Origin of the sequence: Myroides oncorhynchi, from assembly GCF_020905415.1 — a bacterium.
GTDB classification, from domain to species: Bacteria; Bacteroidota; Bacteroidia; order Flavobacteriales; family Flavobacteriaceae; genus Flavobacterium; species Flavobacterium oncorhynchi_A.
Map to the genome: position 1 here is coordinate 1,243,283 of NZ_JAJJMP010000001.1, position 12,978 is coordinate 1,256,260.

At 31.7% G+C, this 12,978-nt stretch carries 8 protein-coding genes; 4 read left to right on the plus strand and 4 right to left on the minus strand.

Annotation, left to right across the window (positions count from 1 at the left end):
- Positions 1-2 precede the first annotated feature (2 nt).
- Genes LNQ81_RS05525 through flxA form a run of 4 tightly spaced genes read right to left on the minus strand, consistent with a single transcriptional unit; the run spans position 3 to position 4,608 of the window.
- Positions 3-1,223 (minus strand): beta-ketoacyl-[acyl-carrier-protein] synthase family protein, encoded by a 1,221-nt coding sequence (locus LNQ81_RS05525; RefSeq protein WP_229945159.1) that lies wholly within the window; start codon positions 1,221-1,223, stop codon positions 3-5.
- 3 nt (positions 1,224-1,226) lie between these two features.
- On the minus strand, positions 1,227-1,958 hold the full coding sequence (gene flxB / locus LNQ81_RS05530; protein WP_229945160.1) for a flexirubin biosynthesis SDR family reductase FlxB: 732 nt from the start codon (positions 1,956-1,958) through the stop codon (positions 1,227-1,229).
- Between the two features lie 10 nt (positions 1,959-1,968).
- On the minus strand, positions 1,969-3,084 hold the full coding sequence (locus LNQ81_RS05535) for a WG repeat-containing protein (RefSeq protein WP_229945161.1): 1,116 nt from the start codon (positions 3,082-3,084) through the stop codon (positions 1,969-1,971).
- Between the two features lie 6 nt (positions 3,085-3,090).
- Positions 3,091-4,608, minus strand: coding sequence for a flexirubin biosynthesis tyrosine ammonia-lyase FlxA (gene flxA, locus LNQ81_RS05540; protein WP_229945162.1), 1,518 nt, complete (start codon positions 4,606-4,608; stop codon positions 3,091-3,093).
- A 117-nt stretch (positions 4,609-4,725) separates the two neighbouring features.
- Here flxA and LNQ81_RS05545 point away from each other — a divergent pair, with 117 nt between their 5' ends.
- The 4 genes from LNQ81_RS05545 to LNQ81_RS05560 all read left to right on the plus strand — a co-directional run bounded on the left by LNQ81_RS05545 (position 4,726) and on the right by LNQ81_RS05560 (position 12,785).
- Positions 4,726-5,979: an NAD(P)/FAD-dependent oxidoreductase gene (locus LNQ81_RS05545; RefSeq protein WP_229945163.1), complete on the plus strand. Its 1,254-nt coding sequence runs from the start codon at positions 4,726-4,728 to the stop codon at positions 5,977-5,979.
- A gap of 3,032 nt (positions 5,980-9,011) precedes the next feature.
- Positions 9,012-9,431: an rRNA maturation RNase YbeY gene (ybeY, locus tag LNQ81_RS05550; RefSeq protein WP_229945164.1), complete on the plus strand. Its 420-nt coding sequence runs from the start codon at positions 9,012-9,014 to the stop codon at positions 9,429-9,431.
- Between the two features lie 40 nt (positions 9,432-9,471).
- A complete protein-coding gene (gene mnmG / locus LNQ81_RS05555) occupies positions 9,472-11,349 on the plus strand; it encodes a tRNA uridine-5-carboxymethylaminomethyl(34) synthesis enzyme MnmG (protein WP_229945165.1) in 1,878 nt (625 codons plus the stop codon).
- A 587-nt stretch (positions 11,350-11,936) separates the two neighbouring features.
- Positions 11,937-12,785, plus strand: a complete 849-nt coding sequence (locus tag LNQ81_RS05560; protein ID WP_229945166.1) for a class I SAM-dependent methyltransferase — start codon at positions 11,937-11,939, stop codon at positions 12,783-12,785.
- The last annotated feature ends 193 nt before the right edge of the window (positions 12,786-12,978 follow it).

Genomic DNA, 12,978 nt, shown 5'->3' on the forward strand with positions numbered 1-12,978 from the left:
ATTTATATTTTTTTAACTACTAATGCTGAATTTGTTCCACCAAATCCAAAAGAATTAGACAAATATATATCAAATTTTTTATCTAAGGTCTTATTCGTTATATTTAATCTACTTGAATCCTCATCAGCATTTTCAAAATTCAAATTAGGCGCAATAAAATCATTATTCATCATTAAAGTAGAATAAACAATCTCAGATGCTCCCGCCATCCAACACTCATGTCCAGTCAATGATTTAGTAGAACTAACCACAGGTGAATATCCTTTAAATACATCATAGATAGCCTTTGCTTCATTTGCATCACCTAATGGAGTAGAGGTAGCATGAGCATTAATATATCCTATCTCATCGATTGCTACTCCAGACTGTTCTATCGCTCTTCTCATCGCTGTAGCTGGTCCATCTACATTTGGTGTAGAAATATGTCCTCCATTAGAAGAGAAACTATATCCCATAACTTCTGCTATTATAGTAGCCCCACGTTTCATGGCTGATTCGTAACTTTCTAAAATTACAGTAGCTCCACCACCACTAGGTACTAATCCTGTTCTAGAAGCATCAAATGGTCTAGACGCTTTATCTGGAGTAACTCCTTCTTCAGCGAAAACTCCTAATCCATCAAAACTTGCCATAGCATAAGGATTAATCTCCTGTGCTCCACCACAGATCACAATGTCCTGTAGTCCACCCTTTATCATCAGATATCCTAATCCTATCGCATGTGATCCACTAGCACATGCAGCACTAATAGTCATATTGATTCCTCTTAATTTAAAGATAGTTGATAGATTCATCGTAACAGTAGAATTCATCGATTTAAAAATGGCACCTGACCCAATTAAAGCAGTATCCTTTTTCTCTCTAAATATATCTGTTGCCTCTATCACTGCATTAGACACACTGTCATTACCATATAATATTCCTACTTCATGTTGCTCTAAATAAGCATCTGTAATCCCTGCATTCTTTAATGCCTCCACTGTAGCCACGTAAGCATACTCAGTCTCTTCTCCAATAGAAATACGCTGTCTTCTGCTCAATTCACTTTTTAAATCAGGACGTGGTACCATACCTGTATAGGCTGATCTAAACCCTTTATCATGGCGCTGTTGATCATAGATAATACCTGAATTACCTGTATATAACGATTTTTTTACTTCTTCTAAATCTAGTCCAAGACAAGAGTAAATACCCATACCCGTAATTACTACTCTGTTATTCATATCTTAAGAATATATACCTCCATTAATATTAATGACTTCTCCTGTGATATATCCAGCTTTATCAGAAGCTAAGAAACCAACTAAATCTGCTACTTCTTCTGCCTTACCAAAGCGGTTAGCTGGTATCATTTTCACAAGTTCTTTCTGATCCAGTTCAGCTGTCATATCTGACTCTATAAATCCTGGTGCTACAGCATTCACAGTGATGTTTCTCTTAGCTACCTCCTGAGCTAATGCCTTAGTAGCCCCTATTACTCCAGCCTTAGCCGCTGAGTAATTTGTCTGACCTGCTGTACCCTTTACTCCAGATACAGATACAATATTAATGACACGACCATATCGATTGCGCAACATTTTTTGCATAAAGAACTGCGTTACATTATAAAAGCCATTTAAACTAGTATTTAACACTTTATTCCAATCTTCAATTGGCATCCACATAAACAGTCCATCACGAGTAATACCAGCATTATTAACAATGACTTCCACTATAGCAGATGGATTAGTCTCTGTCCATTCATTTAAAGTTGATACTACATCATCGTGATTACTCACATCGAACTTAATAATCTCTCCTGTCGCTCCTAATGCTTCTACATCAGCTAGCGTCTCTAAAGCTTTAACCTCATTAGATTGATAGTTGATTAATATATGATATTTATGTTCTGCTGCTAGACGCAAACATATTGCTCTACCTATTCCTCTTGATCCTCCAGTTACTATAGCAGTTTTCATACTCTATTTTTTATTTACTAAATAATTCTAAGTTGTCATACCACTTATTGCCTAACAACTCTCCTTTGGTATTGATATACCCCCATTTTTTATCTTTTTTGACTCTAGCTACTCCATCCTTAAATCCTTTACCCTGAGTCTTAAAAGAAAAACCAAGTGCTGTTATATCATACTCAAATGGTACTACTAACGTACCTTTAGTATCTATAAACCCCCACTTATTATCCTTTACAGCTGCTAATCCATCTTTAGAGAACGCTAATGCATCTGTATATTTATGAGGAATTATTATCTCATTGTTTTCATTTATATATCCCCACTTCTTATCTGTCTTTGCTGCTATAAGCCCCTGAGACATTTGTCGCAAGTTATCGTAAATTGGAGCGATTGACCACTCTAGCTTAGCATTTACCACTCCCCATGATCTACCATTACGAGCAATAATATACTCAGGATTCTCTATATCTAATATCTTATCGGCACCGATAATCTCCTTAAAATTACCTTGATAGATTATTCCAAAACAGTTACCAAACTTAGCCCAAGCATAACCATTAATATAATTACCTATTTCTAAATATTCTACTGGTACTACTTCAATACCATTACTATCTATAATACCCCATTTCTTACTAAGACATACCTTAGCATATCCATCTGTAAAGGGACGTATAATATCATATTTAGGTTCTACTATCACCTGAGCCTGAGCATTAATCAGTCCTACGCGTTCTCCTTGTTTATAAATAGCTACCCCTTGTTCGTTAAACTCAAACAGTTTATAATTAGAAAACGGAACTTCATTACCTTGTTTATCTATATAGAATGTTTGCTTATCTTTTACAACTATTGCAATCCCTCCTTTAAAACTAGTAACAGAACTATAAATAGGTTGAATCACAAACTCACCGTTTGTATTTATATAACCATACTTTTTACCAGAATAAGCAGCAGCAGCTAATCCGTCCGAAAAGCCAAGTGCTTTACTGAATACAGGTTTTATAGCAGTCTCACCCTTTTTATTAATAAAACCAACCTTGCCATTATTATTAAATAATGCTAGTTCTTGACCGTAAGCAAATACCATCATCATTGATAGTCCTATTGTTAAAACGAGTTTATTCATACAAGTTTATTTTTTTAAATATTCTTTTACTTGTTGTAGGAATGGGTACATCACTACATCCTCTACGAATGTAGGAATTATAGCGCGTATATCATTATACCATTCTAATGTTGTTAGCGATAATTTATCTTTGCACTGTAAAGCATCTACTGCTTGAGCAATAGTAATCATCTGTATAGATAATACCTCGAAGCTGTTCTCTATTACTTTATCACATAATACAGCAGCATTAGTACCCATACTCACAATATCTTGATTATCATTGTTATTAGGAATACTATGTACATACATAGACGTAGATAATGTCTGACACTCTGCAGTAGTCGAAGTAGCGGTAAACTGTACCCCTTGCATACCGAAGTTAAACCCTAATTTACCTAGATTAACAAATGCAGGTAAAAGTTCATTTATTTTTGCATTTAGTAGATAGTTAAGCTGTCTTTCTGATAACATCGTTAGCCTAGTGATTACTAACTTTAGTTTATCCATTTCTAATGAAACATAATCTCCATGGAAATTACCTCCGTGATAAACTTGCTTAGTTTCTAGATCAACAATAGGGTTATCATTAGCAGAGTTAATCTCATTCTCTAGCACTTTTCCTACTGTACTTATCGTATCATATACTGGACCTAAGATCTGAGGTACACATCTAATAGAATAGTACTCTTGTACTTTATCTTTAAAGATACTCTCTTGATTTTCTCCAGTATATAAGTGTTCCTCTCTCTTTTTTATCAGTTGACTAGTAGATAGATTAGCACGCATTTGTTCTGCGATATACTGCTGTCCTTCATGTAGTTTAGCTTGATTTAGTTCTACTGAAAAATGGTCATCATATGCACTTACTATTTCGTTGACTGCACATGACATTTTCACTGACCAATCTAATAAAGTATTAGCATTATGCCAATTTAATATCCCTATACCTGTCATCACTGACGTACCATTCATTAGTGATAGTCCCTCCCTAATACGTATCTCTATAGGTACTAATCCCTCTAGTGCAAATACTTCTTTTGTACTTCTACGTTCTCCTTTATAGAATACTTCTCCTTCACCTATTAATACTAATGCTAAATGTGCTAACTGTACTAAGTCACCACTAGCTCCAACACTTCCATGTGCAAAAATTAAAGGAGTAATATGTCTATCTAATAATTCTTTCATCAACTGAATGACACTAAGATTAACTCCTGAATATCCAAGCGAAAGTGTATTTAAACGTGCTAAAATAGCTGCTCTAACCTGATCTACTGATAGAGGATGACCAATACCAGAAGCATGGCTCCTAATCAAATTATATTGCAATTGAATACACTCATCTTCTTGTATACGGTACTGAGCCATTGGTCCAAAACCTGTATTCACACCATAAATAACTTTATTCTTAGAAAAATCTAATAGAAAAGAGAAGCTATTCTCTACACGAGCTACCAACTCTTCTGATAAAACTATTTTCTCTTTATCACTTAAGATAGTTACAAAGTTTTTTAGGGTCAAGAAGTCTTTTAAGATATTCATTACTAGTAAATTATTATTTTTTGATTAAACGCTTTTTATTATTAAATAATGTCAATAAATTTGATGTACAATATTTTAAGGCAAATTTAATACTATTAACATAATAACAACTATAAAATGTTAAATGAAAATGTAGATGTTTTAGTCATCGGAGCAGGACCCTCAGGTAGTGTAGCGGCAAGCTATCTACATAAAATGGGAGTGAATGTAAAAGTAGTAGAGAAAACTAAGTTTCCTCGAATCGTAGTAGGAGAAAGCCTAATACCACGTGTAATGGATCATTTCGCAGAAGCAGATTTGTTACCAGCACTGGACACAATGGGATTCCAAAAGAAACCTGGTGCACGTTTTATACGTGGCAATGAAATATGTATTTTTGACTTTAGTGACAAGTTTTCTGAAGGATGGGATTGGACTTGGCAAATCCCAAGAGCCGATTTTGACCTAGCTATTGCCAATGAAATGATTAAAAAAGGAATAGATCTAGAATTTGAATCTGAAGTAACGAACATCGAATTTAACGGAACTGATTCTATTACCACTATTATAGATAAAAATAAAGAAGTAAAGCAAGTACATGCTAAATTCCTAATCGATGCTAGTGGGTATGGACGCGTATTACCACGCTTACTTAATTTAGATGCAGCATCTAAATTAAGTCCTCACTCAGCTATATTCAGCCATATAAATGATATCCGTAGACCTGAAGGTGTAGAAGGTACTCAGATTTCTTTTGATATATTAGAAACTAAAGTTTGGTTATGGGTCATACCATTCTCTAATGGCAATACTAGTGTAGGAATAGTTGCTCCTACTGACTTTATTAACTCTCTGTCTACTAATGACTCTACTAAAGAAGCATTAGAAAAAGCCATAACACTATCAGACTTCTACATTAACCGATTCGGTGATTTGCCTTTTGAATTTACTCCTATTAAGTTAGCTAATTATTCAATTAGTGTACAAAAAATGTTTGGAGATGGATATGTACTAACTGGTAACAGTACAGAGTTCTTAGATCCTGTATTCTCGTCAGGTGTCTGTTTTGCAACAGAATCAGGTATGCTCGCAGCTAAACTGGCATTAAAGCAAATCAAAGGGGAAGATGTAAACTGGCAACAGCAGTATAGTGATCATATGAATAAAGGAATTGACGTATTTACTACTTATATTCAAGAATGGTACACAGGTAATCTACAAGAATTATTCTTCCATCAACCAGAAAATCCTGATGTAAAAAGAAAAATTTGCTCAGTTTTAGCTGGATATGTTTGGGATGAAGAGAATCCTTTCGTTAAGAAACATGACAAAGTCATCAGTAATATGGCTCACCTAATCAAAATGGAAAAAGAAGGTAAAAATCAGCAATAATATCATACTTAAGGTCACTTGTAACAGAGTGACCTTTTTTTTGTATACCTAACTATAAGCCTATCAAATCATGAATTATATAATTTGACAAATATGCCTTTTTAAACATTATCTCTTACACTAATATATATGTCTTTTAAACTATAAAGAATAGATCGTTCTTCTCTCTTCAATAAACATCTCAAAGTTTGTTTGCACACCATTCTCCACAAGTATTTACCAAAAATCATATAAAAACTTCTCCACTAATTCTTTATTTTTTTTTACTTTTCCATTCCTAAACAACTAAGAAAATTACTTTTTAGCACCCTAAATCATCTCTTTTTTTGATTTATCACTTCCAAATACAATCTAAATCTTCTTTTTGATAAATTTTTGTCTTTTTTTTTAAAGCACTTTTTTATTAATTTATTGTTTTTCAATCATTTAACTAATATTCCTTCAATTAACTAATTTCCTCAAACACCCTTTGCACCCAGTAAATTCAAGCCTTATGTTGGAATTATAGGACATTAAAAGGACAATCATAGGACTATACTTGGGCTGAGAAGGTTTTTGTCCTTGTATAGTCTTATTATTCTTCTCGAGCTTTCCCTCAAAAGCAAAACTCTTCTACACACTACTCACAGTAAAAACAATATAAAATCAACACTTATAAAAGAATAAAAAAGGCATAATACATAGGTATATATCTACCCTTAATCATAGAGTAATATTTCCGTATTTCTCAGTTCAAAAATTGAGTGTTTTGATAGTCTTTTAAAGAACAACATTGATTATTTTTTTGATGTATTTACAAGCAAAAAATTCCCCTATAAAAGATGACATAAAAGAATTTTTAAAAACTAGTTTTTTACTTAAAAACGATCAGTACCTGTATACGTAATAGTCAAAAAAAATACCTGTAAAACGGATGTGAATTTTAAAAATAATGAGAAAAACACCAGTCTAGTAAAGTTTGATTTTCTTAAAAATCCAATTTAAATAGATGAATAATATGTTTGAAATTCACCTAAAAATAATGCGTTTACTAGTAAAAAATATGGTGAAAAGGGTGTTATACATAAACAATAAAAGTTCACAACAGGCATTAAAATAAATAGTAACCAAATTTACTATATTTTGTAAAGTATTATAAAACAATCTTTTACATTCTAAACACCATTGTTAATAAGATACAGTATAGTATTGATTTTAAACAAACTAAGATTTAACAATTTGTGTTGATAACTGTAAAAACTTAGAAAAAACTTTTTTTTGTTTATTTCAAATAAATTACAATACAGCTCATCCACACACATTTGCAAAAATACTTTCTAAAAGATATTGTAAGGATATTAAGATCAAAAGTATGGGTTGTGAACAGTTTTACATACCCTCATTTATCTAAAAATAGCTGTTGATAACCAAAAAGTAGCTTGTTAATAACCAATATAAACAATTTATTTTAAAGGATTTATGAATTAACATCCTGTTGATAAGTTTTAATAATCAAGTTTAAAGAATTTATAGAAAAAAGTTATTGTACATATTAACAGACAATACTATACTACTAGTTTATTTTAAAATTTTAAAAAATCTATTTATATATATTATAGATGTTAATAACGTTGATAACTGTTTTTGTTTTCGATGTATGGTATGATATCTTGTTCGATATGAAATATTGAAGCTATGGAGGGTTGTTTTTTAAAACTTGGAAGGATGTGTTTTATCGAAATATTTTTCGACGCTTTGTAGTTTGCTTAAAAAAATATAAGTAGGTTCTAATTTTATAAAATGCATTGTTCATCGTGCAACAATTTATAGATAGCTTCTGTAATTTGTGTATATGTTTTTTGGTGGGCCACAGGGTTAAATATAGAAAATGTATTGTGTGTTTTTGGACTTGGATTTTTAAGATATTTAGTATCTCATTATTGGATCTAGATGTATATTTTTTAAATAAGATATTTAGTTTTATTTTTCTAGAATAAGGTAATTTTTAGATGGTAAATTTTTAGGAGTACAAGGAGAATTTTAAGTTTAAAATTTAGAATTTCGTAGTCTTATTTTATTATTTTCTTCTCTGATTAGTTTTGGATATCCAACTGGTGTGTAGTTCTTTTTTAGTAAGGTTAAAAGAAAATAGTATTTGGTAATCTTCCTGTATTTAGCAAATATTTTATATGATCTATGCTAAATAAAAAATAGTGTAGTAGTGGTTAGCCATTCATAAAAGTAAAATGTTCCTCGTGGAACATTTTGTTATACCATTACTTTTTTGATTTACTTCATTTTCTTTTTATAGATTTTTTACGTATAGGTTTTTTCGGAGGACTTTATCTTACGTCTTTAGTTTTTTGGAAAAATAATAATCTTTTATAACGCTCTGAGATTTCCATATTTTTTTTTGAATGTGACTTAGTCCGTTTTATGGAAATTATAGCAAGGAAATTAGTTTCTTTTAAAATGTATGTTTAAATGTTTTTATCTAATAATCGAAGTAGGCGATGTAGTTGTTCTATTTAGAAAAATGTTTTACACAAAATATTTTAAAGGAATTGTAATGGGGTAAATAATAGTTCTCGATTTGTCTTTTTGTAGTTTAGTTCTTAGCTGTTGATCAAAGTATGTGTTCTGATTGTTGTATTTAAAAAAATGTTGCACGTGGAATGTTTTAGGGAAGTAGTGAAGGGTAATCGAAATAATTATTTTTATAGTTTTCTCTTTTGTTAGTGTAAAGGGAAATGATTTATGTAACTTTGGTTTTCTAAATTTATTAGGTTTCTTTACTATTGTAGATTTTTATTAAAACTTCGCGTCGTAGTTTTGATATTTGAATTTTACTTTATAGATGCGTAGAATATTGAAAGCTCACGTGGTTGTATTGACTATGAGCATGTGTTTTGGTGCGTATTTAAGGGAGTTAAAGCTAATTCATTAACTATCTGAGTTTTTAATTCGTAAGATTGATATTTTAAGGGCTTTTTAAGTCTATTTTTTATTTTTCCGTGTACCTTTGCAACAATTATTTTTTAATAGAGAAAAGAATGATATTTTTTAACTATGAAACTGATTTTCAATTAGTTGATTTAACTAAATATGAAGATTGGATAGAAGAGATAGTAACTTCAGAAGGATTAATCCCTGGTGATATCAGTTATATATTTTGTGATGATGAGTACTTACATGAGATAAATGTAAAATATTTAGATCATGATACATTGACAGATATTATTAGTTTTGATTATTGTGAAGGTAAAATAGTTTCAGGAGATATTTTCTTGTCTGTAGAAAGAGTTCGTGAGAACGCCAAGGAATTTAATGTTGATTTTGATGTTGAATTAGTGAGAGTTATGGCTCATGGTGTGTTACACTACTGTGGATATAAAGACAAATCACCAGAAGACGAGCGTTTAATGCGCAGTAAAGAAGAGGAGAAAATGGCTATGTTCCACGTGGAACAATAGTATTTTCTAAGTAATTTAATTTAATGTTTCACGTGGAACAATGAGTATATTCGCTGATAAATATGATGTAATAGTAGTAGGAGGAGGGCACGCTGGTTCAGAAGCTGCTGCTGCTGCTGCAAATATGGGTTCTAAAACTTTATTGATAACAATGAGTTTGCAAAACATCGCCCAGATGTCTTGTAATCCTGCAATGGGAGGAATCGCTAAGGGGCAAATCGTTAGAGAGATTGACGCTTTAGGGGGGTACTCTGGAATTGTCTCTGATAAAACAGCGATACAGTTTAAGATGCTTAACAAATCTAAAGGGCCTGCTATGTGGTCACCCCGTGTTCAGTCGGATCGTATGCGCTTCGCTGAGACATGGAGACTGATGCTAGAGGGAACTCCTAATTTGGATTTTTACCAAGACATGGTACGCTCACTTATTATTAAAAATCATAAGATAGAAGGAGTAGTTACTAATCTGGGCTTAGAGATAAAAGCTGAAACGGTAATTCTAACTAATGGTACATTCTTAAATGGACTTATCCATATCGGTGAGAAACAATTCGGTGGAGGTAGAGCTGGAGAGAGTGCTGCTTATGGTATTACTGAAGACTTAGTGAAAGCTGGTTTTGTTTCAGGACGTATGAAGACAGGTACACCTCCGCGAGTAGATGGACGTTCTTTAGATTATAGTAAAATGGAAGTTCAAGGTGGTGATGTTAACCCTTCTAAGTTCTCATATTTAGATATAACAAAACCATTAGTAGAGCAAAGAGATTGCTATATGACATATACTTCGCCTGAAGTGCATGACTTATTGCGTGAAGGATTTGATCGTTCACCGATGTTTACGGGTCGTATTAAAAGTATTGGACCACGTTATTGTCCATCGATAGAGGATAAGATTAATCGCTTTGCTGATAAAGAAAGACACCAAATATTCGTTGAACCTGAAGGATGGAATACATGTGAAATTTATGTAAATGGGTTCTCTACATCGTTACCTGAGGAAGTTCAGTTTAAGGCTCTTCGTTCTGTAGCAGGATTTGAGAAAGCTAAAATATTTAGACCAGGTTATGCTATTGAGTATGATTATTTTCCACCTACACAGTTAAAGCATACATTAGAAACTAAATTGATAGATGGTTTATTCTTTGCTGGGCAGATTAATGGTACTACTGGATATGAAGAAGCTGCTGCGCAAGGATTAATGGCAGGTATGAATGCGCACTTAAAAGTACAGCAAAAAGGTGAATTAATTCTTAGAAGAGATGAGGCATATATAGGTGTTCTTATTGATGATTTGATTACTAAAGGAACAGAAGAACCATATAGAATGTTTACTTCTCGTGCAGAATATCGTACACTTTTACGTCAAGATAACGCTGATTTTAGATTAACACCTAAGTCGTTTGAACTAGGTTTAGCATCTGAAAAACGTATGAGAAGAATGGAGCATAAGCAAACTCAGGCTGAAAACTTCGTGCAATTCTTTAAAGAAACTAGTATTAAACCTGAAGAGGGAAACCCTATTTTAGAGGAGAAAGGATCGTCATTAATGCATCAAGCAGATAAGATGTTTAAGGTTTTTTCACGTCCTCAAATAGAGTTAGAAGATATCCTTAAATTCGAGAAAGTAAAGACGTATATCGAGGAAAACGATCTAGATCAAGAAATTCTAGAACAAGCTGAAGTACAAGTTAAGTACTCTGGATATATAGAGAAGGAGAAGAATAATGCAGATAAATTGACTAGGTTAGAGGATGTAAAAATACCTGAAAACTATGACTACGATAAGATAGTATCACTATCATTTGAGTCTCGTGAGAAGTTTAAAAAGATTAGGCCTATTACTATTTCTCAGGCATCACGTATAAGTGGTGTAACTCCTACAGACATATCTATCTTGCTTATCCATATGGGTAGATAGCAATATTTTATATAGATAAATTATTAAAATGCCTTTTGTTCCACGTGGAACAAAAGGCATTTTTTATACAATATACTTAGGTATTATTAATAGGTTAAAATGTTGTTTAGGCTACTGCTCTAAAGCTGTTTATCTATTAGAGTATTACTTTAGGTAATATATAAAAACCTTTAAATAGAGTGGATTATATTACTTATTTAAAGGTTAAATATAATAACAAGAAAGCTAGATATAATGTGTTATATTAATTCTATGTTGAATGTTTGAGTGATGTATAAAAAGCGTTTTGTGTATTCTGACTTTATTCTTTTAAGGAGGGTTTTCAATATTACTTGAAACCGAATTTACATAAGATGTTTTATTTATGATTAAGATTAAATGAGGTAGAGGAGATGTATTTCGTTTTTATTATTATGTCTTTAAGAGTTGAAATTAAATGTAAGTACTTTTTTATTTCTAGAAAGGAAGGTTATGTTTATACCTTTTATTTACTTGCTGGAGTTATATTGTTTATCTTTTTTTTGATGTTTTAGAATCATAGGCAATTTATGTTGTTTATATTTGTGTGGCTTTTAAAAACTACATGGATGGATATAAATGCAAATATTAAATATATCGAAGTAGAGGATTTCTCTGTATCGAAAGAAAAGTTCGAACTTTATTTTGATGAAACTTATCAGTTACTAAAAACTGAACCTGTTCCAGAATTAGATAAATTAGGTTTATACTATGAGAGTCCAGAATATATTTCGCATACAGATAGTAAAAAAACTTTCTTTGATAAAATATATCAGATAGTCAAATCAAAAGCGATACAAAATAAGTTTAAAATATTAGAAGATGTACATCCTGCTAAAGGATTACTCTTAGATATAGGCTGTGGTACTGCAGAATTTTTAGTTGAAGGAAATAATAGAGGATGGACTACTCTAGGATTAGAACCTAATCAAAATGCTCGTCAATTAGGAATAGATAAAGGAGTAACTATGATTGATAGTTTAGATAATATTAGTGATCATTCTGTAGATGCTATTACAATGTGGCATGTATTAGAACATGTAGTTAATCTAGATGAACAAATAGAATCTCTTCAGCGAATTTTAAAAAAAGGAGGAACATTATTAATAGCTGTTCCTAATTATAATTCGTACGATGCTAAATATTATGGAAAACATTGGGCAGCGTTTGATGCACCTCGTCATCTTTGGCATTTTAGTCAGTCATCTATTCCTCTACTTTTTAATCCATATAATTTTGCACTTGTAGAAACTTACCCAATGCTGTTCGACAGTTTTTATGTGTCGTTGTTATCTGAACAATATAAGACTGGTAAGAAAAATTGGTTTAAAGCATTTAGCATAGGATTAAAGTCAAATATAGAAGCTAGAAGTAATTTAGAATACTCTTCTTTGATTTATTACCTAAGAAAGGAATAAGACGTATAGAATCTGATTGGTAGAAGATTTACAACTATAATTAGTTATGTTTCTTATTTTAAAGCGATTTAAGATAGGGTTTAGTATAAAATTGAGTCAATGTATAGCTGTTTATAATTATTATCAGAATTAGTATTTAAAAAGAGTGTGTTTTGATTAGGTTTATCTATCTAAAATATGTTAAATGATAGTT